The sequence below is a fragment of the Halomonas cibimaris genome, from assembly GCF_055379665.1.
In genome coordinates this window covers 1,365,435-1,389,349 of sequence record NZ_AP043828.1, presented here as the reverse complement: position 1 = coordinate 1,389,349, position 23,915 = coordinate 1,365,435, and the positions used below count along the sequence as shown (strand labels likewise).

At 64.5% G+C, this 23,915-nt stretch carries 22 protein-coding genes; 16 read left to right on the top strand and 6 right to left on the bottom strand.

What is annotated here, in order from left to right:
* Positions 1-28: 28 nt before the first annotated feature.
* From proC to ACZ415_RS06420, 5 genes are read left to right on the top strand one after another with little or no spacing between them, the layout of a single operon-like run.
* Positions 29-856, top strand: a complete 828-nt coding sequence (gene proC, locus ACZ415_RS06440; RefSeq protein ID WP_344701123.1) for a pyrroline-5-carboxylate reductase — start codon at positions 29-31, stop codon at positions 854-856.
* A 46-nt stretch (positions 857-902) separates the two neighbouring features.
* On the top strand, positions 903-1,496 hold the full coding sequence (locus tag ACZ415_RS06435; protein ID WP_344701125.1) for a YggT family protein: 594 nt from the start codon (positions 903-905) through the stop codon (positions 1,494-1,496).
* A 42-nt stretch (positions 1,497-1,538) separates the two neighbouring features.
* Complete coding sequence (gene metX / locus ACZ415_RS06430; RefSeq protein ID WP_344701127.1) at positions 1,539-2,738, top strand: homoserine O-succinyltransferase MetX; 1,200 nt, start codon at positions 1,539-1,541, stop codon at positions 2,736-2,738.
* Positions 2,738-3,334 carry a methionine biosynthesis protein MetW gene (gene metW, locus ACZ415_RS06425; protein WP_344701219.1) on the top strand — a complete coding sequence of 199 codons (597 nt, stop codon included), beginning with the start codon at positions 2,738-2,740 and terminating at the stop codon, positions 3,332-3,334. The genes metX and metW overlap by 1 nt, the downstream gene beginning before the upstream one ends.
* 57 nt (positions 3,335-3,391) lie before the next feature.
* On the top strand, positions 3,392-3,841 hold the full coding sequence (locus tag ACZ415_RS06420; protein ID WP_344701129.1) for a DUF4426 domain-containing protein: 450 nt from the start codon (positions 3,392-3,394) through the stop codon (positions 3,839-3,841).
* A 34-nt stretch (positions 3,842-3,875) separates the two neighbouring features.
* Here ACZ415_RS06420 and sfsA read toward each other — a convergent pair whose 3' ends face one another.
* Positions 3,876-4,634: a DNA/RNA nuclease SfsA gene (gene sfsA, locus ACZ415_RS06415; RefSeq protein ID WP_344701131.1), complete on the bottom strand. Its 759-nt coding sequence runs from the start codon at positions 4,632-4,634 to the stop codon at positions 3,876-3,878.
* 174 nt (positions 4,635-4,808) lie between these two features.
* Here sfsA and dksA point away from each other — a divergent pair, with 174 nt between their 5' ends.
* From dksA to ACZ415_RS06360, 11 genes are all read left to right on the top strand, one after another.
* Positions 4,809-5,246: an RNA polymerase-binding protein DksA gene (gene dksA / locus ACZ415_RS06410; RefSeq protein WP_344701133.1), complete on the top strand. Its 438-nt coding sequence runs from the start codon at positions 4,809-4,811 to the stop codon at positions 5,244-5,246.
* Between the two features lie 92 nt (positions 5,247-5,338).
* On the top strand, positions 5,339-6,244 hold the full coding sequence (gene gluQRS / locus ACZ415_RS06405; RefSeq protein ID WP_464387709.1) for a tRNA glutamyl-Q(34) synthetase GluQRS: 906 nt from the start codon (positions 5,339-5,341) through the stop codon (positions 6,242-6,244).
* A 2-nt stretch (positions 6,245-6,246) separates the two neighbouring features.
* Positions 6,247-6,423, top strand: coding sequence for a hypothetical protein (locus tag ACZ415_RS06400; protein ID WP_344701138.1), 177 nt, complete (start codon positions 6,247-6,249; stop codon positions 6,421-6,423).
* On the top strand, positions 6,413-9,349 hold the full coding sequence (locus ACZ415_RS06395; protein WP_344701140.1) for an ATP-binding protein: 2,937 nt from the start codon (positions 6,413-6,415) through the stop codon (positions 9,347-9,349). Before ACZ415_RS06400 ends, ACZ415_RS06395 begins: the two co-directional genes overlap by 11 nt.
* Entirely contained in the window at positions 9,327-10,721 is a 1,395-nt protein-coding gene (locus ACZ415_RS06390; protein WP_344701142.1) for a sigma-54-dependent transcriptional regulator, read from the top strand. Before ACZ415_RS06395 ends, ACZ415_RS06390 begins: the two co-directional genes overlap by 23 nt.
* Positions 10,722-11,638: 917 nt before the next feature.
* Positions 11,639-12,970 carry a polynucleotide adenylyltransferase PcnB gene (pcnB, locus tag ACZ415_RS06385; RefSeq protein WP_344701144.1) on the top strand — a complete coding sequence of 444 codons (1,332 nt, stop codon included), beginning with the start codon at positions 11,639-11,641 and terminating at the stop codon, positions 12,968-12,970.
* Positions 12,971-12,978: 8 nt separating this feature from the next.
* The gene (folK, locus tag ACZ415_RS06380) at positions 12,979-13,473 is read left to right on the top strand and encodes a 2-amino-4-hydroxy-6-hydroxymethyldihydropteridine diphosphokinase (RefSeq protein ID WP_344701146.1); all 495 of its coding nucleotides are present in this window, start codon (positions 12,979-12,981) and stop codon (positions 13,471-13,473) included.
* Between the two features lie 67 nt (positions 13,474-13,540).
* Positions 13,541-14,332 (top strand): 3-methyl-2-oxobutanoate hydroxymethyltransferase, encoded by a 792-nt coding sequence (gene panB, locus ACZ415_RS06375; protein WP_344701148.1) that lies wholly within the window; start codon positions 13,541-13,543, stop codon positions 14,330-14,332.
* 73 nt (positions 14,333-14,405) lie between these two features.
* Positions 14,406-15,257, top strand: a complete 852-nt coding sequence (gene panC, locus ACZ415_RS06370; protein ID WP_344701150.1) for a pantoate--beta-alanine ligase — start codon at positions 14,406-14,408, stop codon at positions 15,255-15,257.
* A 126-nt stretch (positions 15,258-15,383) separates the two neighbouring features.
* The gene (panD, locus tag ACZ415_RS06365) at positions 15,384-15,764 is read left to right on the top strand and encodes an aspartate 1-decarboxylase (RefSeq protein WP_344701152.1); all 381 of its coding nucleotides are present in this window, start codon (positions 15,384-15,386) and stop codon (positions 15,762-15,764) included.
* A 73-nt stretch (positions 15,765-15,837) separates the two neighbouring features.
* The gene (locus tag ACZ415_RS06360; RefSeq protein ID WP_344701154.1) at positions 15,838-17,028 is read left to right on the top strand and encodes an acetyl-CoA C-acetyltransferase; all 1,191 of its coding nucleotides are present in this window, start codon (positions 15,838-15,840) and stop codon (positions 17,026-17,028) included.
* A gap of 127 nt (positions 17,029-17,155) precedes the next feature.
* On the opposite strand, the gene pnp is transcribed toward ACZ415_RS06360, so the two are convergent.
* From pnp to infB, 5 genes are all read right to left on the bottom strand, one after another.
* Complete coding sequence (gene pnp / locus ACZ415_RS06355; RefSeq protein ID WP_344701157.1) at positions 17,156-19,378, bottom strand: polyribonucleotide nucleotidyltransferase; 2,223 nt, start codon at positions 19,376-19,378, stop codon at positions 17,156-17,158.
* Between the two features lie 246 nt (positions 19,379-19,624).
* Positions 19,625-19,894, bottom strand: a complete 270-nt coding sequence (rpsO, locus tag ACZ415_RS06350) for a 30S ribosomal protein S15 (RefSeq protein WP_344701159.1) — start codon at positions 19,892-19,894, stop codon at positions 19,625-19,627.
* Between the two features lie 98 nt (positions 19,895-19,992).
* On the bottom strand, positions 19,993-20,943 hold the full coding sequence (gene truB / locus ACZ415_RS06345) for a tRNA pseudouridine(55) synthase TruB (protein ID WP_344701161.1): 951 nt from the start codon (positions 20,941-20,943) through the stop codon (positions 19,993-19,995).
* Positions 20,943-21,356 (bottom strand): 30S ribosome-binding factor RbfA, encoded by a 414-nt coding sequence (gene rbfA / locus ACZ415_RS06340; protein ID WP_344701163.1) that lies wholly within the window; start codon positions 21,354-21,356, stop codon positions 20,943-20,945. The genes truB and rbfA overlap by 1 nt, the downstream gene beginning before the upstream one ends.
* Positions 21,357-21,374: 18 nt before the next feature.
* Positions 21,375-23,894: a translation initiation factor IF-2 gene (gene infB / locus ACZ415_RS06335; RefSeq protein ID WP_344701165.1), complete on the bottom strand. Its 2,520-nt coding sequence runs from the start codon at positions 23,892-23,894 to the stop codon at positions 21,375-21,377.
* Positions 23,895-23,915 lie beyond the last annotated feature (21 nt).

The following is a 23,915-nucleotide window of genomic DNA, read 5'->3' as shown; positions in this document are numbered from 1 at the left end:
AGGATAAACCTATAGCCAGGATAAACCTATGGACACCAAGATGACATTTATCGGCGCGGGCAACATGGCCGGCGCCATCATCGGCGGGCTGGTAAAAAGCGGCACCCCGGCCGAACACATCACCGCCGCTGCACCCGACCGCGACCAGCTGGACGCCATCAGCCAGCACCTGGGCATTCATACCGCCACAGACAACGCCGCGGCCGTGGCCGACGCCGAGGTTGTGGTGCTGGCGGTCAAGCCCCAGATCATGCGCGACGTCTGCCATGATCTCGCCGACGCGGTGCAAAAGGCGCGCCCGCTGGTCATTTCCATTGCCGCGGGGCTTGATGCCGCGACCATCGACGGCTGGCTGGGCGGCGGCAACGCCCTGGTGCGCTGCATGCCCAACACCCCGTCGCTGGTCGGCCAGGGCGCCTGCGGCCTGTACGCCAACGCCCGCGTCAGCGACACCCAGCGCGACACCGCGACCCGGCTGATGCAGGCCGTGGGCCTGGTTGAATGGGTCGACGACGAGTCGCTGCTTGACGCCGTCACCGCGGTGTCCGGCAGCGCGCCGGCCTACTTCTTTTTGATGTTTGAGGCCATGGAAGACGCCGGCGTGAAGCTTGGCCTGCCCGCCGACACCGCCCGCCGGCTGGCGATGCAAACCGCGCTGGGCGCGGCCACCATGGCCGGGCAGAGCGAGCACGCCCCGGCCACGCTCAAGCAGAACGTGATGTCGCCGGGCGGCACCACCGAGCGCGCCATTGCCACCCTGGAAGATGCCGGGCTGCGGCAGGCCGTGGCGGATGCCATGCAGGCCTGTGCCGAACACGCCGGGCAGATGGCCCAACAACTGCGCGACAAACGCTAACCCCCTCGCCCACCCTTGCACGACCCACGACGACGGAGATTTCACCATGGGCACCCAACTCGGCAACGCCGGGCTGATGCTGATCAACACGCTTATCGGCATTTACCTGTTCATTCTCATGCTGCGCTTTCTTCTGCAAGCCTCAGGCGCTGACTACTACAACCCCATGAGCCAGTCGGTGGTCAAGATTACCCAGCCGGTGGTGCAGCCGTTTCAGCGCTTTCTCGGCCCGGTGGCCGGGCGCTTTGATCTGGCCACGCTGGCCGCCGGGGCGGTACTCAAAATCCTCAGCATTATCGCCATCTTCATGATCATCGGCGTGGGCATACCGCCGCTGGGCGGCGTGCTGATTGCCGGGGTAGCCGCCCTGCTCGGGGCCATTCTCAAGATCTACTTTTTTGCCCTGATCGTGATGATCATCCTGAGCTGGGTGGCGCCCAACGCAAGCCACCCGGGGGCGCTGCTGGTGATGCAGCTGGTCGAGCCGATCATGGCACCGGTGCGCCGGGTCATTCCCCCGCTGGGCATGATCGATCTTTCACCCATTGTGGTGTTTATCGGCATCAACCTGCTCGACGGCCTGGTGGTCGGCGCGCTGATTCGCGCCGCCGGCATTTCCGGTAGGCTGGTCGGACTATAACGCCTGCATTTACGCTTTTTTTGTCCAAAACGATGATCTGTCATGTCTGACTTACATTCCGCTGACCCGGAACGCCAGCTGCCGCCGGACTCGGTGGGGGTGGTCATTCCCGACGTCGCCCGCTTTACCACGCCGCTTGAGCTTGCCTGCGGCAAGACGCTGCCCGCCTACGATCTGGTGTATGAAACCTACGGTACCCTCAACGCCGAGCGCAGCAATGCCGTGCTGGTCTGCCATGCGCTTTCCGGCCACCACCACGCCGCCGGCTACCATCATCCGGACGACCGCAAGCCCGGCTGGTGGGACGCCTACATCGGCCCGGGCAAGCCGGTGGATACCGAGCGCTTTTTTGTGGTGTCGGTCAACAACCTCGGCGGCTGCCACGGCAGCACCGGACCGCTGAGCCACAACCCGGAAACCGGCCGCCTGTGGGGGCCGGATTTTCCCGTGGTCACGGTGCGCGACTGGGTGACAAGCCAGGCGCGGCTGGCCGACCGGCTGGGGATTACACGCTTTGCTGCGGTCATTGGCGGCAGCCTCGGCGGCATGCAGGTCATGCAGTGGAGCATCGACTACCCCGAGCGCATCGCTAGCGCGGCCGTGATTGCCGCCACGCCCCGGCTCTCGGCGCAAAACATCGCCTTCAACGAAGTGGCCCGCCAGGCCATCCGTTCGGACCCGGACTTTCACGCCGGCCGGTACGCCGAGCACGACGCCGTGCCCAAGCGCGGGCTGAAGCTTGCACGCATGGTGGGCCACATCACTTATCTGTCGGAAGACGCCATGGGCGCCAAGTTCGGCCGCGATCTGCGCAGCGACGACTTGCACTTCGGCTTTGGCGTGGAGTTTCAGGTGGAATCCTACCTGCGCTACCAGGGAGACACTTTTTCCACCGCCTTTGACGCCAACACCTACCTGTTGATGACCAAGGCGCTGGACTACTTCGACCCGGCCGCCGAGCACGACGGCGACCTGGCCCGGGCGCTGGCCCCGGCGCAGTGCCCGTTTCTGGTGCTGAGCTTTTCCTCGGACTGGCGCTTTCCGCCGTCACGTTCCAAAGAGCTGGTCAATGCGCTGATCCGCGCCGGCAAGCCGGTCAGCTACGCCAATATCGTCTCGCCCTACGGCCATGACGCCTTTTTGCTGCCCGAGCCGCGCTATCAGGCTATTTTTCGCGCCTTTATGCAGCGCGCCGCTCCCGCGCCCCGCCCTGAGGCCACCGCAGAGGAGACACCGCCGTGATGCGCGCCGACCTCACCATTATTTACGACTGGGTAGCCCCCAACAGCCACGTGCTTGACCTGGCCTGCGGCGACGGCGTGCTGCTCGAAGCGCTGGCCCGGCACAAGGGCGTGACCGGCTACGGTCTGGAAATCGACCCCGACGGCATTACCGGCTGCGTGGCTCGCGGGGTAAGCGTCATCGAGCACAACCTGGACGACGGGTTGGCAAGCTTTGACGACTACAGCTACGATCAGGTGATCATGACCCAGGCCCTGCAGGCGCTGCGCCGGCCGGACCTGATGCTGCATGAAATGCTGCGCGTAGCCGACGAGGGCATTATCACCTTCCCCAACTTCGCCTACTGGCGCCATCGCGTTCACCTAGGGCTGCGCGGCTATATGCCGGTGTCCAAGTCGCTCCCTCACGCCTGGTACGACACGCCCAACATCCACCTGTCGACGTTTAACGATTTTGAACACCTGTGCCGCGACCAGGGGCTGGTGATCGTTGACCGCGCGGTGGGCGTGGGCAATCATCGAGGGCATTGGACATCGCGGCTTTGGCCCAATCTGTTCGGCGAAATCGCGATTTTCCGCGTCCGGCGGCGGTCCTAGCGCCGCTACCGGCCGAATCGGGCAAGGCCCGGAACGCATCATTGAGGAGAAACGTTCATGGCAAACCGCTGGCTGCTTCGCATGACCGTCTTTTTAGCCCTGTGCCTTGGCGCCTTCGGCGCGCACGGCGACCGGCAGCGCGTCGGCGACTACGTCATCCACTACAGCGCAATCGGCACCCGTTTTCTGGCCCCGGAAGTCGCCGAGGAATACGGCATACAGCGCAGCGCCGGGCTAGGGCTGGTTCACGTAAGCGTTCGCGAACACCGGGACGACGGCACCACCCGGCCGGCAAGCGCCAGCGTCAAGGGCAGCGTAGGCCCGCTCAAGGAAACACCGAAAAGCCTCGACTTTCGCACCGTGCGCGATAACGGCGCGGTCTACCAGCTGGCCACCTTCCGCCTGACGCACGACGCGCCGATGCATTTTACCCTCAAGGTGCGCGCCGATCGTAACGCCGCCGCTGAAACCGTACGCTTTGTCCAGCGCTTCTACCTGGAGCGCTAGATTCGCCCCGCCGCGCAGCCCCGGCGCTGCAGGCCTAAAGACGCACGCCTAGCTGCCGGCGCAGCGCTACGGCGAAAGGTGCGCCGTGCTGCCAGCTAAAACGCACGCCGTAGGCCAGTACCTCCACACCGCAGGCAACGGCGTCCGCCAGCGCCGCGGCGTAGGCCGGATCGATATGCGCGGCCGCCCCTACGCTGTCAATCCCTTCGTGGGCCACGCAGAACAGCAGCACCGCTCGATGCCCTTGTCCGGCCAGCCGAGCCAGGGTGTGCAGATGCCGAGTACCGCGCTGGCTTACCGCATCGGGAAAATACCCCAGACCGTCGGACTCTCGCAGGGTAACCTGCTTGACCTCCACATAGGCCCGGCCTCGCGTTGGATCGTCAAGCACAAAGTCCAGCCGCGCGCCGTCCACTCGGGCCTCGCGCTTGAGTTTGGCATAGCCGGCCAGCGGTGCCATCAGCCCGGCACCGAGCGCCTGCTCGGCGATGCGGTTGGCGCGCCCGGTATTGACCGATGCCATGTCCACGCCGCCGTCTTCGCGCGGCAGCTCGATCAGCTCCCAGGTCCATGCAAGCTTGCGCCTGGGATTGTCGTTTGGCTCAACCCACACCCGGCACCCCGGCTGGTTGACCGCCGTCATCGCCCCGGTATTGGGGCAGTGGGCCACGACTTCACGGCCGTCATCCAGGCGCACATCGGCCAGAAACCGCTTGTAGCGGCGCAGCAGCGTGCCGCGCGTCAGCAGCGGATAAGGCAGCGCGCCCTTCTCATCCGTATTCGATCTATCCATAACTCCCCTTCATGGTGGGTGTATCGGCGCCGGTCCGAGGCCCTGCGCCGTTTACCTCAGCAGGCTAAAGACTTGCATTTTGTAACGTTTTGGGCTAAACAAGCATGCTTTTGGCGCGACGTCATTAGGCCATCTAATGATCATTCAGCAGTCATTTACGTAAGGGGCACTCCCATGCCAGTAGCGGAAAACCAAACGGAAGCGTCCAAGACTTTCATCCCGTATGAGCCGGCGGCGGGGGAAGAATACATGAACGAGCAGCAGCTGGCGCATTTTCGTCAGCTGCTGCTGGACTGGAAGCAAGAGCTTATGGTGGAGGTGGACCGCACGGTTCGCCACCTGCAGGAAGAGGCCAACAACTACGCCGACCCGGCCGACCGAGCGACGCAGGAAGAAGGGTTCAACCTGGAGCTGCGCACGCGGGACCGTGAGCGCAAACTGCTGAAAAAAATCAATGAAACCATCGAGAAAATCGACGAAGACGACTACGGCTTCTGCGAAGCCTGCGGCATTGAAATCGGCATTCGTCGCCTGGAAGCCCGCCCTACCGCCACGCTGTGCGTGGACTGCAAAACCCTCGACGAACTCAAGGAAAAACAGCTCGGCGGCTAACCGCCGACAAAGCTTGACCCACGGGCACCTGCGGGTGCCCGTTGGCGTTTTCTGCCCCTCATCCCCACGGGGACGCTGCTATCATGGCCGGCATGAACACACACGCGACACCCCGCTACCGCGGCCGTTTCGCGCCCACGCCGTCAGGCCCTTTGCACTTCGGCTCGCTGGTGGCGGCCTTGGGCAGCTACCTGGATGCCCGGGCCGCCGGCGGCGAGTGGCTGCTGCGCATTGAAGATATCGACCCGCCGCGCTGCCCCGAGGGTGCTGCCGATACCATCCTGGCCCAGCTTGAGGCCTTCGGCCTGGAATGGGACGGCGAGGTCAGCTGGCAGCACCGCCGCCACGCCGCCTATCAGGCAGCCCTGGAGCGGCTGGAAACGCTGGGGCTGGCCTACCCGTGCAGCTGCTCGCGCAAACAGTGGCAGAGCTACGCCGTCTACCCCGGCTGGTGTCGCCGCGGCGTGTGCCGCCCGAATGCTCCGGTGGCCTGGCGGCTGCGAAGCGATCTCGGCGAGCACCCGGCACGCTTTGACGACCGCCTTCAGGGCCGCCTTGAATTTGACCCGGCAGCGCTTGGCGATGCGGTGCTCAAGCGCAAGGATGCCCTTTTTGCCTACCAGCTGGCCGTGGTGGTGGACGACGCCGAGCAGGGCATCACCGACGTGGTGCGCGGCATGGACCTGCTCGATAACACCCCCTGGCAGCGCCAGCTACAGCGGGCGCTGGGCTATCCGGCACCGCGCTATCTGCATTTGCCGCTGGTCGTTGCCGCCAACGGCCAAAAGCTCTCCAAGCAAAATCACGCACCGGCGCTTGCCACCGAGCCCGCGGGCATTCGCCGCCAGCTGTTTGCCGCCCTTGAAGCACTCAGCCAAGCGCCGCCGGCCGCGCTGGCCCGGTGCCCGGTCGCCGAGCAGCTGGCCTGGGGTATCGCCCGCTGGTCACCGGCGCGCCTGGCCGGCGCCGCTACGCGCCCTGTGCCGCAGGAGCATTAACCGTGTACGTCTATCGCATCATGCTGTTTTTCGTGTTCGGGGGATACCTGCTCTCGCCGCTGCTGATGAGCGGCTGGGGCGACCCGGATATTGCCTGGTATCGGCCCTTTCTGATCTGGGGCGGCCTTATCGCCCTGACGCTGTGGCTGGAACAGAAAAGGAAGCTCGATGAACGCTGAATTGACGGCCATCGTGCTGCTGGGGCTGGGCTATCTTGCCTTGCTGTTTGGCTGCGGTCTGGCCGTGGAGCGCGGCTGGGTTTCCACCCGGGTGACGCGCCATCCAGCGGTCTATACGCTGTCGCTCGGCGTTTACGCCAGCGCCTGGGCGGTGTACGGCAGCGTGGAGTTTGCCGCCGACGCCGGCTTTGGCTATCTGGCGTACTACCTGGGCGCGGCCGGGGCCTTTTTGCTCGCCCCGGTGCTGCTGGTGCCCATCCAGCGGATCAGCCGCACCTATCAGCTGGCCTCGCTGGCCGATCTGTTTGCCTTTCGCTACCGCACGCGCTGGGCCGGCACCCTGGTCACGCTGGTCAGCAGTCTTGCGGTTTTGCCGCTGCTGGGCATTCAGGTCAAAACCCTGAGCGAGGCCATCAACGTCATGACCCACACCCGGGCCGGCAGCTCGGTGGCACTGCTGTTCTGTCTGGTGGTCGCGGCGTTTGCGGTGATCTTCGGCGCCCGTTCCAGCCATCTGCGCACACGCCACAACACCTTGCTGGCGGCTATTGCGTTTGAGTCGCTGGTCAAGCTTGGCGCCATGCTGGCGCTGGGCGCGTTCGCCCTGTGGGGCGTCTTCGACGGCCCGCAGCCGCTGCAGCAGTGGCTGGCCAGCGGCGAGGGGCAGGCGCTGACGGCACAAACCCCGTCGCTGGACCCGGCGCACTGGCGCACGCTGCTGCTGCTGTTCTTCGCGGCTGCCTTTATGATGCCTCACCTGTTTCACGTCACCTTTGCCGAAAGCCTGTCTCGGCATACGCTGCTGCAGGCCAGCTGGACGCTGCCGCTGTATCTGCTGCTGATGGCGCTTCCCGTGCCGCTGATCTGGTGGGCCGCACAGAAAGCGACCGACGCGCCCATCGGCGCTACCGCCTATGCCGCCTATTTGATGAGCGAGCATGCCGGCGTCGGCGCGCTTGCGTTCATTGCCGGGCTGGCCGCCGCCAGCGGCACCATGATCATGATCGCACTGGCGCTTTCGGGCATGGTGCTCAACCACGTCGTACTGGTGGCGCGTCCGCCCGAGGCCCGCGCCGATCTCTACGGCTGGCTGCGCTGGCTGCGCCGGGGGCTGGTGGTGGCGGTGGTGTTTAGCGGCTGGCTGTTTCACGAAAGCGTCGGCCGCCATGACCTCATGGCGCTGGGGCTTGCCGCCTTTGCCGGCATGGCGCAGTGCCTGCCCGGCATGCTGGCGCTTTTGTACTGGCCCGGGGCCAATCGCAAGGGCGTAGTCACCGGGCTTGCCGCCGGCAGCGCCATATGGCTGTGGGGGCTTTGGCTGCCGCTGTTCGTCCCGCTGCCGGCGCTATGGTCACCGCTGCCCGGCGAGCCGCTTTGGTATCAGGTGACGCTTTTATCCCTTGCCGTCAACATTGTCGCCCTGATCGGCGTGTCGCTGTTCAGCCGCACCTCCCCGGGCGAGCGCTCCGCGGCCGAGGCCTGCTCAGTAGACGCCGTTGTGCGCTCCAAGCGCCTGCCGCTGCAGGCCGCCACGGTGGCCGACTTCAGCGCCCAGCTGGCCGAGGCGCTGGGCGACGAGGCCGCCGAACGCGAGGTCAAGCGGGCGCTTGGCGCGCTGAACCTTGACCGCCATGAAGACCGCCCCTATGCCCTGCGCCGCCTGCGCGACCGCATCCAGGCCAACCTGTCCGGGCTGATGGGCCCGTCGGTGGCCCGGGATATCGTCGACCGCTACCTGCCCTACCGCCACGACGACGCCCCGGCCACCGACGACATCCATTTTGTGGAAAGCCGGCTGGAAGCCTATCGCTCACGGCTGACCGGACTTGCCCGAGAGCTGGACGGCCTGCGCCGCCACCACCGCCAGACGCTGGCCAACCTGCCCGTGGGGCTTTGCATCTTCGGCCACGACGACGAGATCGTCATGTGGAACCGGGCGCTCGCCGGGCTTTCCGGCATCGGCGGGGAAAGCGTGATCGGCGCGCACCGCGACAGCCTGCCCGAGCCCTGGCCGACGCTGATGCAAAACGCCCTGCAAAGCGCAAGCGTAACGCTGTACCAGCAGGCCGCACGCCTCCATGAGCGCGACTATTTTCTCACCCTGCACAAGGCACGCCTTGACGGCGACGACAGCCACGGCGGCACCGTGGTACTCATTGAAGACCACACCGAGATGAAATGGCTGGAAGACGAGCTGGTACACGCAGCAAGGCTTGCCTCTATCGGCCAGCTGGCCGCCGGCGTCGCCCACGAGATCGGCAACCCGGTCACCGCGATCTCATCGCTTTCGCAAAACCTGCGCTACGACACCGACGACCCCGCCGTGCTACAGGCCGCCGAGCACATTCAGACCCAGACCGAGCGCATTACCCGCATCGTCAACTCGCTGGTGGAATTTGCCCACGGCGGGCGCCGCTCGGTGGCCCTGCCGCGCTCGCCGGTGGAGCTTGCCCGCATCAGCGACGAGGCCCTGCATTTGTTACACTTGGCGCGCAGCGGCGAAGCGGTCAGCTTTCACAACGAATGCCCGGCCGGCATCGTCGTGCGCGGCGATGCCCAGCGGCTCATTCAGGTGATGCTCAACCTGCTGGGCAACGCCCGGGACGCCTGCGCGCCGGACGGCACGGTCACCCTCAGCGCCGGCCGTCAGGGCAGCCACGCTTGGTGGCGCATCGCTGACACCGGCCACGGCATTCCCGACGCCGTGCGCGACCGCCTGTTTGAGCCGTTTACCACCACCAAAACCGCCGGCGAGGGCACCGGGCTTGGGCTATCGCTGGCCTATCAGATCATCAACGAACACCAGGGCAGTATCGACGTCGCCTCGCCGCCTCCCGGCCACTCCCGCGGCACGGCCATGACGCTATGGCTACCGCTTTACCCACAGGACGACTCGCCGCTTTATGCACAAGATTCTGATTGTTGAAGATGAAGCGATCATCCGCAGCGCGCTCAAGCGCCTGCTGGAGCGTCATGACTACGCGGTCAGCGAAGCGGAAAACGCCGAAGAAGCCGAGGCGCTGGACCCGCAGCGCTTTGATCTGGTCATCAGCGATTTGCGCCTGCCGGGAAAAGAAGGCACCTCGCTGATCGAACGCGCCGCCCCGGTGCCGGTGCTGATCATGACCAGCTACGCCAGCATGCGCTCGGCCATCGACTCGCTTAAACAGGGCGCGGTGGACTACATCGCCAAGCCGTTTGACCACGCCGAACTGGTGGAAACCGTCTCGCGCGTTCTGCACCAGCAGGCCATGCGCCAGAGCGAGCCGCCGGCCATCACCGACGAAGGCGGCAGCCAGCAGCCCATGATCGGCGACTGCGACGCCATGCAGCAGGTCTACACCCGCATCCGCAAGACCGCCCCGGCCGACGTCACCGTGCTGATTCTGGGCGAGTCCGGCACCGGCAAGGAGCTGGTGGCCCGCGCCCTGCACCAGCAGAGCAAGCGCGCCGCGGCCCCGCTGGTCTCGGTCAACTGCGCGGCGATTCCCGAAACGCTGATCGAATCCGAGCTGTTCGGCCACGAAAAGGGCGCCTTTACCGGCGCCAGCGCCTCGCGTACCGGGCTGGTCGAGGCCGCCGACGGCGGCACCCTGTTTCTCGATGAAATCGGCGAGCTGCCGCTGGACGCCCAGGCCCGGCTGCTGCGCGTGCTTCAGGAAGGCGAAATCCGCAAGATCGGCTCGGTGGAAACCCGCCACGTGGACGTGCGCCTGATCGCCGCCACCCACCGCGATCTGGCCGCGCTGTCCAAAAGCGGCGAGTTCCGTCTGGATCTTTACTACCGGCTCAACGTCATGCAGATCGACCTGCCGCCGCTGCGCGAGCGCGAAGACGACGTGCTGGCCATCGCCGACATCCTCCTCGACAAGGCGCTCAAGCGCCACGGCCGCGAAGGCCTGCGCCTGTCCCGGGCGGCGCGCCAGGACCTGCGCGACTACCCCTGGCCGGGCAACGTCCGCGAGCTGGAAAACGCGCTGGAGCGTGGCGTCATCCTTGCCGAAGGCCATCTGATTCATCCTGACGATCTGGGGCTGGCCCCGGTCGCTACACGCCCCCCGCCCGCGCCGGTCACAGCCGCGGAAACGGCCGATTTCGACGACACGTCAGCCGCCGACGAGGCCGCCGAAGGCGTCTCGCTGGAAGCCTATTTTCAGCATTTCGTGCTGGAACATCAGGATCACATGAGCGAAACCGAGCTGGCGCAAAAGCTCGGCATCAGCCGCAAAAACCTCTGGGAGCGTCGCCAGCGGCTGGGCATTCCGCGCAAAAAACACGCCCGGCGCGCTTCTTCCTGACGCACTTTCCCGTCAGCCATCCCGCTATCGCCCGCCACCGTCGACCAACGTCGCATTGGCCGTTCGCATATTGTTCGTTCTCGCAGCGGCGGCCGTGGCGCACTGTTACCCAGACACACAGTCATCGTATCTACCGGGCCACAAAGCGGTAACACTTACCCGTAGCGGCTTTTTTCTGACGCCCCAATATTTTCATATCTATTTGATAAATATCATTTTTTATAGAACTGGCACGCAGTATGCAATACATAAAGCAAGAAAAACAAACGGACACACTGGGCCCGGCGGAACAGCACAGACCACAACAACAATCGTGCCATCACCGCCCTCGCTTCTGCCCCGAACAACAACAACCCGGCAGAACAATCGCCAGAGAAACAAGAGACATCCCCGCATAACAACAACAACGGAGACGTTCTCGACTTGCGCCGGCACCGCCAACAATAACAACGGGTGCCGGCAAGCAAGAGCCCGGTAGAAAACGCGACGCACGCAGGCCATGCACAACAACAAAAGCAACTACGGCCATTGACGTGCCCCCGGCAACAATAACAACCGCCGGGAGTGAAGTTCGCGCTTGGATGATTGTTTTGAATACGAGGCGGTTGGAAACGTTTACACCTCACGCCTGCCGACTGCGGTGCGTATTCAGGGCGATGCGCCAACACGAAAAAAAGAGCGGCACAGACGCCAAATGACCCATTGCAAACCGCCTATTTTCAAGGGGAGCCCGCCGGGCTCCCCTTTTTTGTCTTGGCGGTGGCGCTTTGCAAGGCTCGGGGCGTCGGCTACACTCGGGCATTTGTCATGTCGTGTCTTGTGGTACGCAAGTTAAAATCGTCGCATGTTCAAAGGGGCCCGTTGCCCCACTGCCGTGTTCGCAGAACCTGTCCTGCTTGTTAATTTCCGGAGAGCATTTGAAATCCCCCCACCATGAAGACGGCCGGCCCGGCCTGCCTGCCCCCCGCATTATTCCGCGCGCTGAACACCCCATCTCGCGCCAGCACATCAGCGACGCCGCGCTGAAGGTCCTCTATCGTCTGGACGGCGCGGGCTTTGACGCCTATCTCGTGGGCGGCTGTATTCGCGATGCCCTGCTGGGCAAAATGCCCAAGGACTTCGACGTGGCCACCAACGCCACCCCGGAGCAGGTGCGCGAGCTGTTTCGCAACGCACGCCTGATCGGCCGGCGCTTTCGCATTGTCCATGTGCGCTTTGGCCGCGAAATCATTGAAGTCACCACGTTTCGCGGCAAGCCCCAGGAAAGCCACGCCGACCACATTGCCCAGCAGTCCGATGCCGGGCTGCTGCTGCGCGACAACGTCTGGGGCCGCATCGAGGAAGATGCGCTGCGCCGCGACTTTACCGTCAACGCGCTGTACTACAGCATTGCCGATTTCAGCCTGCATGATTTTGCCGACGGCGCCCGCGATATCGAAACGCGCACCCTGCGGCTGATCGGCGATCCGGAAACCCGCTACCGCGAAGATCCGGTGCGCATGCTGCGCGCGGTGCGCTTTGCCGCCAAGCTGGACTTTTTGCTGGACGCCGCCACCGAAGCCCCCATCTACGAGCTGGCGCCGCTGCTGCTGCAGATTCCGCCGGCGCGGCTGTTTGACGAAGTGCTCAAACTGTTCATGGCCGGTCACGGGCTGATGACGTTTCGCCTGCTCAGCCACTACGAGCTGTTCGGCATGCTGTTTCCCGAAGCCGAAGAGACCATGGCCGATGCCGCCTGGGCTGAACAGCTGATCGAAGCGGCGCTGGCCAATACCGACCGGCGCATCGCCGAGGGCCGCCCGGTAACGCCGGCCTTTCTGCTGGCGGCTTTTCTGTGGCCGGCGGTTATGCAGCGCAAAGCCGCGTTCGAGCAGGACGGCATGCCCGGAATACCGGCCATGCAGGCCGCCGCCCAGCAGGTCATCTCGCGCCAGCTCCAGCACGTCTCGATTCCCAAGCGTTTTGCCATGCCCGTACGCGATATCTGGGATCTGCAGGAGCGCCTGGCCAAGCGCCAGGGCAAGCGCGCCTTTCAAACCCGAGAACACCCGCGCTTTCGCGCCGCCTATGACCTGCTGCTGCTGCGCGAACAGGCCGGCGAAATTTCTTCAGGCCTGGGCGAGTGGTGGACGGCCTTTCAGCAGGGCGACGAGCACGAGCAGCGCCGCCTGCTCAGCAAAATCGGCAGCGACCCGGCCAGCCGGGGCAAGCGAAGCAAGCGCCGGCGCGCACCGTCTCCCTCGGAGTAAAACGCAGCATGCCGGCTTTCGCTTTATCCACCTCGCTTGCCTACGTGGGCCTGGGCAGCAACCTGGCCGATCCGCGCCGCCAGGTTGCCACAGCGCTGGTCGCGCTTGACGGGCTGGCACTGTGCCGCCTGGTCGGGGCGTCCGGGCTGTACGCCAGCCGGCCGGTCGGCCCCCAGGACCAGCCCGACTTCGTCAACGCCGTGGCCGTGCTTGAAACGGCGCTTTCCCCGCTTGCGCTGCTCGATCAGCTGCAGGCGCTGGAACAGCGTCACCGCCGCCGGCGCGAGCGCCGCTGGGGGCCGCGCACGCTGGATCTTGACGTGCTGCTGTTCAGCGCGCTCTCGATGGCGCACCCAAGGCTGCAGGTGCCGCACCCTTATCTGCACGAACGGGCATTTGCCCTGCGGCCGCTGCGCGAGGTGGCCCCTGATCTGTTGCTGTATGGCAAACCGCTCGACCACTGGCTGGCACCTCTGGCCGACGACGTCACGCCGCTAGGCTAACGGGTGCTGCCCGCCTCACCCACGCCCGTTTTGTTACTCTTTACGCAACCAACCGCGAGGCCACACCATGAAAACCGTCACTCTGAGCACCCTGCGCGCGCTAAAGCACAGCGGGGAAACGTTCAGCTGCCTGACCGCCTACGACGCCTCCTTTGCCAACGCTGCAAGCCAGGCCGGCATTGACGTGCTGCTGGTGGGGGACTCTTTGGGGATGGTACTCCACGGGCACTCAAGCACGCTGCCGGTAACGCTTGACGATATCTGCTATCACACCCGAGCGGCGGCGGCAGGCAAGGGGGCCAGCCTGCTCATGGCGGATCTGCCCTTCATGAGCAACGCAACCGTCGAGCGCACGCTCAACGACGCCGCCGCGCTGATGCGCGCCGGGGCCGAAATCATCAAGGTAGAAGGCGAGGCGTGGATGGCCGACGGCGTGCGCGAGCTGACCCGCCGCGGCGTGCCGGTGTGCGCGCACCTGGGGCTGACGCCGCAAACCGTCTATCAACTCGGCGGCTACAAGGTGCAGGGCCGCGATGCCGAGCAGGCCGAGCGCATTCTTGCAGACGCCCGCACCCTGGTCGATGCCGGGGCTTCGGTCATTTTGCTGGAATGCGTTCCCGCAAGCCTTGGCCGGGCGGTTACCGAGGCGCTGAACGTGCCGGTTATCGGTATCGGCGCCGGGCCGGATACCGACGGTCAGATACTGGTCATGCACGACGTGCTGGGGGTCAGCACCGGACACACGCCGCGTTTTGTGAAAAACTACATGGCCGAGGCAGACAGCATCCAGGACGCTTTTGCCCGCTATCATCAGGACGTCAAACAGCGTGCCTTCCCCACGCCGGCGCACTGTTTTTAACCGGTACGCTATTCGTAACCGGTACGCTATTTATCACCGATACTCTCGCTTCTAATCGGCAGGCCGTTTTATCATGCACACCCTGTATACCGTCGAGGCGCTCAACGCGGCGCTTACTCCATCGCGGCAGCAAGGGCAAACCGTGGCTCTTGTGCCCACCATGGGCAACCTGCATGCCGGGCACCTGGCGCTTGTCCAGCATGCCCGCGCCCGTGCCGACGTTGTGGTGGCGAGCCTGTTCATCAACCCGCTGCAGTTCGGCCCGGGGGAAGACCTCGATGCCTACCCGCGCACCTTTGCCGCAGACCAGGCGGCGCTGGAAAGCGCCGGCTGTGATCTGCTGTTTGCCCCCGGCGCGGCGGATCTTTACCCCAGCGGGCTTGAAACCGCCACCCGCGTTCACGTCCCCGGCGTCAGCGAAGGGCTGTGCGGCGGCTCGCGCCCCGGGCACTTCGACGGCGTGGCCACAGTGGTCAGCATGCTGTTCCACCTGGTCGCCCCGAATCTTGCCTGCTTCGGCGAAAAAGACTACCAGCAGCTGGCGGTGATTCGTAAAATGGTCGCTGATCTGCACCTGCCTGTTGATATCGAGGGCGTGCCGATTGTGCGCGCCGACGACGGCCTGGCGCTTTCATCGCGCAACGGCTATCTAAGCGCCGAGGAGCGCGCCCAGGCGCCGGCGCTGTACCGAACGCTTTGCGCCATGGGTGAACGGCTATCGGCTGGAGACGACGGCGATGCCGTACTGCTAGACGGCCACCGGGCGCTGCAGGCCGCAGGCTTTATGCCGGACTATATAGCCCTGCGCGACCGCCAGCTGAATCCGGTAGTCGCAGACACCCGAGAAGCCGTACTGCTGGCCGCCGCTCAGCTGGGGCCAGCCCGGCTGATCGACAACCTGACGCTTACGCTTCCTCACCGGTAATCGTTGACGTTCAAAACCCGCCGGCCACGCGGCTTTTATGCCGGCGAGCCGATTGTTTATACTGCGTTTTTGATAGCCTCCCGGCACTTCTTGCCGGGGGCCTGTCCTGCTTGAAAGGATTTCCCCATGCATACCGTTATGCTCAAGGCCAAGCTTCACATGGCGCGCGTTACGCACGCCGTGCTCCACTATGAAGGCTCCTGCGCCATCGACGGCGAGCTTCTCGACTTGGCCGGCATTCGCGAAAACGAACAGATCCAGATCTACAACGTCGCCAACGGCGCACGCTTTACCACCTATGCTATTCGCGGCGAGGAAGGCTCGCGGATGATCTCCATCAACGGAGCTGCCGCCCACCACGGAAGTCCGGGGCAGCGCATCATCATTTGCAGCTACGCGCACTACGAGCAAAGCGAGCTTGCCGAGCACAAGCCTTCGCTGGTTTATCTAAAAGAGGGCAACGAGGTCAGCCACACCAGCAACGCCATTCCCGTACAGCTAAGCTGATACCGGACGCCACCGGGCCCGCGGCGCTCTTGCCGGCTGGCCGCTATCATCGCATTGAGCAGGAGGTGCCAGAATGTCATCGGGTCATCAAGACGTCGTCATTGTTGCCGCCAAGCGCAGCGCCATCGGCACGTTCGGCGGCTCGCTTGCCGGCATGCCGGCAAGCGAGCTGGGCGCTCAGGTCATTGAAGACGTAATGCGCACCGCCGGCGTCGCCCCGAGCGAAGTCGACGAAGTGCTGCTGGGCCAGGTACTGACCGCCGGCTGCGGACAAAACCCCGCGCGGCAGGCCGCCATCGGCGGCGGGCTGCCCGAGGGCGTACCGGCAATGACCGTCAACAAGGTCTGCGGCTCCGGGCTCAAGGCGCTGCACCTGGCAACGCAGGCCATTCGCTGCGGCGATGCCGAGGTGGTGCTGGCCGGCGGCCAGGAAAGCATGTCCGCCGCCCCGCATCTGCTGCCCCATTCCCGCCACGGCCAGCGCATGGGGAACTGGACCGCTGTGGACTCGATGATCCACGACGGCCTGTGGGATGCGTTCAACGACTACCATATGGGCATAACCGCGGAAAATCTGGCCGAGCACTATGGCATCAGCCGGGAGGAGATGGACGCCTTTGCCGCCGAATCCCAGCGCAAGGCCGTCGACGCCGTAGCGCAAGGCCGCTTCAGCGGCGAAATCACGCCCATTAACGTGCCCGGGCGCAAAGGCCACACCCACGTCTTCGACACCGACGAGGGCCCACGAGCGCTGACCGCCGAGAAGCTCGCCGGCCTGCGCCCGGCATTCAAGGCTGATGGCCGCGTGACCGCGGGCAACGCCTCGGGCATCAACGACGGCGCGGCCGTTGTCATGCTGTGCTCGGCGGCCAAGGCCGAAGCGCTTGGGCTTACGCCCCTTGCGCGCATTGCCGGCTATGCAAGCGCCGGGGTAAACCCGGCGCTCATGGGCACAGGGCCAATACCGGCGACCCGGCGCTGCCTGGACAAAGCCGGCTGGCAGACAGGCGAGCTTGACCTGATCGAGGCCAACGAGGCCTTTGCCGCTCAGGCCATTGCCGTTAACCGCGCGCTGGGCTGGGACACCTCACGCATCAACGTCAACGGCGGCGCCATTGCGCTGGGCCACCCCATCGGCGCCTCGGGCTGTCGCATACTGGTCACCCTGGTGCATGAGATGCTCGCGCGAAACGCCCACAAAGGGCTCGCTACGCTGTGCATCGGCGGCGGCCAGGGCGTGGCGCTGGCCATTGAGCGCAGATAACCCCGCGTGCTCGGGCCGTTTGCTCGGCCTGCAAGGCGCTGTGATGCCGGCGAAAAGACGTTGAAACACCGTCACCGCGCAGCCCCGCACCTCTAGGCGGCGGGGCTGCGCGATTTCAGCAGAAAAATCAGTCGCCAGAGGCTGCGTCTTTTTCGGTCTGCGGCGGCTCGGCAGCCGGCGTCTGGTGGCTCGGGGCTTTTTGCGGCAGATCTTCACTCTGGCCCTGAGCTGCCACAAACGCTGCCTTTTCCTCTTCGGTAATTTCCTTGAGCGTAAGCTTTACCCGGTTGCGGTTATCCACATCCAGCACCTTGACCACGACTTCGTCGTTTTCGTTGAGGTAGTCGCGGACGTTTTCCACCCGTTCAGGCACAATCTGGGAAATATGCACCAGCCCGTCCCGGCCGGGCATGAAGTTGACGAAGGCGCCAAAGTCGGCGATGCGCACCACCTTGCCGGCATACAGCTTGCCGATTTCGGCCTCGGCGGTAATGTCCAGCACGGTTTTTTCCGCTGCCTGGGCCGCCGTTTTGTCCTCGGCGTAGATGCGTACGGTGCCGTCGTCGTCCAGGTCAATGGACGCACCGGTCTCCTCACAGATCCGGCGAATGGTAGCACCCCCCTTGCCGATAACGTCGCGCACCTTCTTCGGCGCGATTTTCAGCGTGCGCATGGCCGGGGCGTTGCCGGAGACTTCCTCGCGGCTGGCGCCCATCACCGCATTCATCTGCTTTAGAATCTCAAGGCGCGCGCTGTAAGCCTGCTGCAGCGCAGTCTCCATGATGTCTTCGTCGATGCCTTCGATCTTGATGTCCATCTGCAGGGCGGTGACGCCTTCTGCAGAGCCGGCCACCTTGAAGTCCATGTCACCCAGGTGATCTTCGTCGCCAAGAATATCGGTGAGCACCGCACAGCGGTCACCGTCTTTGACCAGCCCCATGGCGATGCCCGCCACCGGCGCCTTGAGCGGCACGCCGGCGTCCATCAGCGCAAGCGAGGCCCCGCACACCGAGGCCATGGAGCTTGAGCCGTTGGACTCGGTAATCTCGGAAACCAGGCGAATGGTGTAGGGAAAACTGTCTTCCCCGGGCAGCACGGCCTGAATGCCGCGGCGAGCCAGCCGGCCGTGGCCGATTTCGCGGCGCTTGGGCCCGCCGATAAAACCGGCCTCGCCCACGCAGTACGGCGGGAAGTTGTAGTGCAGCATGAAGCGATCCTTGCGCTCGCCTTCCAGCGACTCGATCAGCTGGGCGTCGCGCAGGGTGCCCAGGGTCGCCACGGCAATGGCCTGGGTTTCGCCGCGTGTGAAAATCGCCGAGCCGTGCGTTTTGGGCAGCGCGCCTACTTCAATGGACAGCGGGCGTACGGTCTGATGATCACGGCCGTCAATGCGCGGCTCGCCGTCAAGCACCCGGGCGCGCACCACGCGCTTTTCCAGCGCGGCAAAGGCGCCTTTGATCGCGTCTGCGGCAAAGTGGGCGTCTGCCGGTGCGTCAGCGCGCTCACCCAGCGCTGCTACGGCCTCTTCTTTCAACTCGCTCAGCGTCTCTTGACGCGCCATCTTGTCGGTAATGCGATAGGCATCGCCGATTTTATCGCGGAAGCTGTCCGCCAGCGCTGCGGCAAGCTGACGGTTGCCCGACACCGGCTGCCAGCTCCAGCGCGGCTTGCCGGCCTGGGCCACCAGCTCGTTGATGGCATCGATGGCCACCTGCATTTCCTGATGGCCGTAGAGCACCGCGCCGAGCATTTCGTCTTCCAAAAGCTCCTGGGCTTCGGACTCCACCATCAGCACCGCGTTGGCGGTGCCCGCCACCACCATGTTCAGCTCGGAGTCGGCCAGCTCATCCACGGTGGGGTTAAGAAAATAGCCCTGCTCTTCGTTGAGGCCCACGCGCGCAGCACCGATGGGGCCGTTGAACGGCACCCCGGCAATGCCCAGCGCCGCTGAGGTGCCCAGCATGGCGGCGATATCCGGATTCTGGTTGCGCTCGGCAGAAAGCACCGTGCACACCACCTGCACTTCGTTCATGAAGCCTTTGGGAAACAGCGGGCGAATAGGCCGGTCGATCAGCCGCGAGGTGAGGGTTTCTTTCTCGGTGGGGCGGCCTTCACGCTTGAAAAAGCCGCCGGGAATCCGGCCCGCGGCGTAGGTTTTTTCCTGGTAGTGCACCGACAGCGGAAAAAACGGCTGTGCAGGGTTGGCGTCCTTTTTGGCCACCACGGTGCAGAGCACCACGGTGTCCTCCATGGTGACCATCACGGCACCGGTGGCCTGGCGGGCAATACGCCCGGTTTCCAGCGTTACGGTGCTGCGACCGTATTGAAACGTTTTTTTAACCGGATTCACGGCAACTTCCTTTCACGTTGGGCAACTTGTCGGGGCGAGCGTGTCGTTTTCACTGCGGCCATTCTAGGCACTGAACCGCGCGACGACCACCGCTTCTCTTCCACTTTCTCTTCCACTGGCCGATAAAAACCCGGCCCTCACCAAGGCCGGGGCAGAAACACAAAACGGGCAGCCTCAAGGGCTGCCCGTTTTGCCGTAGCGCAAAAGCCGCCGTTCGCCGCGCGGCCTTTCTTTTAGCCGGTGTGCTTAGCGGCGCAGGCCCAGACGCTGAATAATCGTCTGGTAGCGACCGTAGTCCTTGCGCTTGAGGTAGTCCAGCAGCTTGCGGCGCTGGTTGACCATGCGGATCAGACCCCGACGCGAGTGGTGATCCTGGCTGTTGGTCTTGAAGTGGCTCTGCAGGCCGTTGATGTTGGCGCTCAGCAGGGCAACCTGCACCTCAGGGGAACCGGTGTCGTTTTCGCCACGGCCGTATTCGTTGACGATTTCGGCTTTCTGTTCAGCGGTAAGTGCCATCTGTCTCTCCAATAAGCAATATGCCTGAAAAATGCATGGGTGAGACCACGCATATTTGCAGTCTCGGGTAACACGCGCAGCGCAGGTCCTGGCCTGCCCTACGCAGCAGCGGCGCTGGCAAGCAGCCGCTTGGGCGCGACGGTCATCGCGCCGCCGGCTTTCTCCACGATACGCCCCAGTCCGGCAAAGGTTGTCGCGTGGTACAGCCTGACGATCGCCTCGCCGTCATCGGGCAAGGCATCCTCGTATAAATGGCCGGCAAGCGTCGCCTGCTGGCCGCAGGACAGCCGCCGATAGGCTTCGTCATCCAGCGACAGGGCCGGTAGATGCGCTACCAGCACATCCGGCGCCATCAGCTCGGCCTCTTTTGCGGCCTGGCCGTCAAGCGCTTCCAGCGCGTCCAACGTCCACATCCCGGCCGCTGTAAACGGCCCGGTAGCCAGCCGCCGGAGCGCCGAAATATGCGCCCCGCAGCCCAGCGCCAGGCCGATATCTTCGGCCAGGGTGCGAATATAGGTGCCTTTACTGCAGTGGACTTCAAGCGTAAAGGCATCGACATCCACTGCCGTGAGGCGCGCATCATACACGCTTATACGCCGGGCTGCACGCTCCACGTGCTTGCCCTCCCGGGCCAGCTCGTAGAGCTTGCGGCCCTGGTGCTTGAGCGCTGAATACATCGGCGGCACCTGATCGATCCCGCCGCGAAAACGCGCAAGTATCGCCTCGATGCCGGCCTGATCGAGCACCGGCACCTGGCGACGCTCGATGACGTGGCCTTCGGCATCGCCGGTGTCGGTGATCACGCCAAGCTCTACCCGCGCGCGGTAGACCTTGTCGGCCTCCAGCAGGTGGGCAGAAAACTTGGTCGCCTCGCCCAGGCAAATCGGCAAAAGCCCGGTTGCCATAGGGTCAAGGGTGCCGGTGTGGCCGGCCTTTTGCGCCTGAAACAGCCGGCGCACGCGCTGCAGCGCATGGTTGCTGGACACGCCCTGAGGCTTGTCCAACAGCACCACGCCGTTAACCGGCAGGCCACGACGGCGACGCGCCATTAGTGCGACACCTCGTCGCTATCCGGGGCGTTTTCCTCGTCGCCGGTGTCGCGCTGGCGATCAGACTGCACCGCCTGGTCAATCAGCGACGACAGCGCCTGCCCCCGGACAGTGCTTTCATCGTAGTGAAAGCGCAGCTCAGGCACGTGGCGCAGCTTGATCCGCCGCGCCACCTGGCTGCGCAGAAACCCCGCCGCGCGTTTGAGCACTTGGCGGTTTTCCTTCACCCGTTCGGGATCCTGCTCGCCGAGCAGGGTGAAATACACGTCGGCGTAGCCCAAATCCCGGCTAACGGTGACGCCGCTTAGCGTAATCATGCCCAGGCGAGGGTCTTTCACCTCGCGCTGGATGAGCACCGCCAGCTCTTTTTGCAGCTGGTCGGCCACCCGGTCGGTGCGCTTGAATTCCCGCATGTGGACTCCTGAACGGCCTTAGAGGGTGCGCTCGACCTTGACCTGGTCAAAGACCTCGATCTTGTCACCGATCTGGACATCGTCGTAGTTTTTCACGCCGATGCCGCACTCGATGCCGCTGCGCACTTCCTGGACGTCGTCTTTGAAGCGGCGCAAGGACTCAAGTTCACCTTCGTAGATCACCACGTTGTCGCGCAGTACGCGGATCTTTTTGTGGCGATGCACGGTGCCTTCGATGACCATACAGCCGGCCACCGCACCGATCTTCGGCGCGCGGAAGACATCGCGAACTTCGGCGACGCCCACGATCTCTTCTTTCCAGTCCGGGGCCAGCTTGCCGCTCATGGCCTGCTTGACCTCGTCGATCAGCTGGTAGATGACGCTGTAATAGCGCAGATCCAGCCCTTCGCGCTCGATAATATCGCGCGCGGCGACGTCGGCCCGGACATTAAAGCCGATCACGATCGCCTCGCTGGCCAGCGCCAGGTTGGCATCGGTGCCGGTAATGCCGCCCACGCCGGAGGACACCACGGCCACTTCGACCTCGTCGGTGGAGAGCTCTTCAAGCGCGCTCTTGATCGCTTCCAGCGAGCCCTGAACGTCGGCCTTGAGTACGATGTTGACCTTGGCCGCCTCGTCTTTCTCCATCTGGGTGAACATGTTTTCCAGCTTGGCTTTCTGCTGGCGAGCCAGGCGCACTTCGCGGTACTTGCCCTGACGGAAGTTGGCGACTTCGCGCGCCTTCTTCTCGTCGGCCACCACCATGAAGTCATCGCCGGCTTCGGGCGTGCCGTCCAGCCCCTGGATTTCCACGGGCATCGCCGGGGCCACCTCGTCAACCTGCTTGCCCAGCTCGTTGGTCAGCGCGCGCACGCGGCCGTAGTGCAGCCCGGCCAGCACGATGTCGCCTTTTCTCAGCGTACCGTTTTGTACCAGCACCGTGGCCACCGGGCCGCGGCCCTTGTCCAGGCGCGATTCCACGACCACGCCCTTGCCGGGGGCCTCGGGCACCGCCTTGAGCTCAAGCACTTCGGCCACCAGCTGCACCCCTTCAATGAGCGCGTCGATGCCTTCGCCGCTTTTCGCCGAGACGTGGACGAACTGGGTATCGCCGCCCCACTCCTCGGAGATGACGCCGTACTGGGAGAGTTCGTTTTTCACCCGGTCCGGATCGGCCGCCGGCTTGTCGATCTTGTTGACCGCCACGACCATGGGCACTTCCGCTGCCTTGGAGTGCTCGATGGCCTCGATGGTCTGGGGCATCACACCGTCATCGGCGGCGACGACCAGAATGACCACGTCGGTGGCCTTGGCGCCGCGCGCACGCATGGCGGTAAACGCCGCGTGACCCGGGGTATCCAGGAAGGTCGCACCGCCGTGGCTGCCTTCGACGTGGTAGGCGCCGATGTGCTGGGTAATGCCGCCGGCTTCGCCCGTGGCCACCTTGGCCTTGCGGATGTAGTCCAAAAGCGAGGTTTTACCGTGGTCGACGTGGCCCATGACGGTGACGACCGGGGCACGGACGATTTCTTCGCCTTCGTAGGAAATGCTCTCCAGCACTTCGGATTCCAGCGCGTCGTCCTTGACAAGCTTGGGCGTGTGGCCCATTTCCTCGACCACGATTACCGCGGTTTCTTGGTCGATGGTCTGGTTGATGGTGACCGCAGCCCCCATGTTGAACATGGCCTTGATCACTTCGTTGGCCTTGATCGACATCTTGTCGGCAAGCTCGGCGACGCTGATCGACTCGGGGATCGAGACTTCGCGCACGATCGGCTGCGTGGGCTTTTGGAAGCCGTGCTTGCCGCCGCCCTGGCTGCCGCCTCGACGGCTGCCACCGCGACGCTCGGCGCGCTTGGCCTTCTTGCCGCCGCGGCGGCGCTCCTCGCGCTCGCCGCGAGAATCCTGCTCGTCGCGGCGGCCCTTTTTCTTGGCGGCTTTTTTCGCCGGCGCCGAGCGGCGATCGGTACGGCCTTCCTTGGGCGGCGCCGGGGGCATGTTGTCGCCGGCACTGCTGCTTTCGTCGAGCTCAGGCACTGGAATTTCAAGCTCGGTCGGCACATCGGCGCTCTTGGCTTTTTCCTCGGCGAGCTTGCGCGCCTCTTCGTCGGCGGCGCGCTGGGCTTCTGCGGCCTTCTGCTCTTCTGCTTCGTGGGCTTTGCGTTCCGCTTCGGCTTCGGCCATGTCGCCGACCAGCTGGCGCGGGCCGGTGTAGCTCGGCTCCGGCTGCTCGGGCTTTTTGTCTTCGGCGCGCTTAACGTAGGTGCGCTTTTTGCGTACCTGAACGTCGATGGTCTTGCCCCGCTCGCCGGTTTTGATGCGGCTGCGGGTTTTGCGCGTCAAGGTAATGCGGTTTTTGTTGGGCTCGTCACCGCCGTGGTGCTTTTTCAGCGAGTTCAGCAGAGTTTGCTTATCGCTTTCCGACACCGCATCGCTTTCCGAGGTGTGGCTAAGCCCTGCTTCTTTCATCTGCTCTAGCAGACGGGACGCATCGCGACCCACCTTTGCTGCAAAATCTTTTACTGTCATGTCTGACATGATGACCCTCCTCAGCCCGTG

Bases quoted from the DNA above. Each gene is read 5' to 3' on its own strand.
- proC (WP_344701123.1), top strand. From the start codon at position 29: ATGGACACCAAGATGACATTTATCGGCGCGGGCAACATGGCCGGCGCC.
- ACZ415_RS06435 (WP_344701125.1), top strand. From the start codon at position 903: ATGGGCACCCAACTCGGCAACGCCGGGCTGATGCTGATCAACACGCTT.
- metX (WP_344701127.1), top strand. From the start codon at position 1,539: ATGTCTGACTTACATTCCGCTGACCCGGAACGCCAGCTGCCGCCGGAC.
- metW (WP_344701219.1), top strand. From the start codon at position 2,738: ATGCGCGCCGACCTCACCATTATTTACGACTGGGTAGCCCCCAACAGC.
- ACZ415_RS06420 (WP_344701129.1), top strand. From the start codon at position 3,392: ATGGCAAACCGCTGGCTGCTTCGCATGACCGTCTTTTTAGCCCTGTGC.
- sfsA (WP_344701131.1), bottom strand. From the start codon at position 4,634: ATGGATAGATCGAATACGGATGAGAAGGGCGCGCTGCCTTATCCGCTG.
- dksA (WP_344701133.1), top strand. From the start codon at position 4,809: ATGCCAGTAGCGGAAAACCAAACGGAAGCGTCCAAGACTTTCATCCCG.
- gluQRS (WP_464387709.1), top strand. From the start codon at position 5,339: ATGAACACACACGCGACACCCCGCTACCGCGGCCGTTTCGCGCCCACG.
- ACZ415_RS06395 (WP_344701140.1), top strand. From the start codon at position 6,413: ATGAACGCTGAATTGACGGCCATCGTGCTGCTGGGGCTGGGCTATCTT.
- ACZ415_RS06390 (WP_344701142.1), top strand. From the start codon at position 9,327: ATGCACAAGATTCTGATTGTTGAAGATGAAGCGATCATCCGCAGCGCG.
- folK (WP_344701146.1), top strand. From the start codon at position 12,979: ATGCCGGCTTTCGCTTTATCCACCTCGCTTGCCTACGTGGGCCTGGGC.
- panB (WP_344701148.1), top strand. From the start codon at position 13,541: ATGAAAACCGTCACTCTGAGCACCCTGCGCGCGCTAAAGCACAGCGGG.
- panC (WP_344701150.1), top strand. From the start codon at position 14,406: ATGCACACCCTGTATACCGTCGAGGCGCTCAACGCGGCGCTTACTCCA.
- panD (WP_344701152.1), top strand. From the start codon at position 15,384: ATGCATACCGTTATGCTCAAGGCCAAGCTTCACATGGCGCGCGTTACG.
- ACZ415_RS06360 (WP_344701154.1), top strand. From the start codon at position 15,838: ATGTCATCGGGTCATCAAGACGTCGTCATTGTTGCCGCCAAGCGCAGC.
- rpsO (WP_344701159.1), bottom strand. From the start codon at position 19,894: ATGGCACTTACCGCTGAACAGAAAGCCGAAATCGTCAACGAATACGGC.
- truB (WP_344701161.1), bottom strand. From the start codon at position 20,943: ATGGCGCGTCGCCGTCGTGGCCTGCCGGTTAACGGCGTGGTGCTGTTG.
- rbfA (WP_344701163.1), bottom strand. From the start codon at position 21,356: ATGCGGGAATTCAAGCGCACCGACCGGGTGGCCGACCAGCTGCAAAAA.
- infB (WP_344701165.1), bottom strand. From the start codon at position 23,894: ATGTCAGACATGACAGTAAAAGATTTTGCAGCAAAGGTGGGTCGCGAT.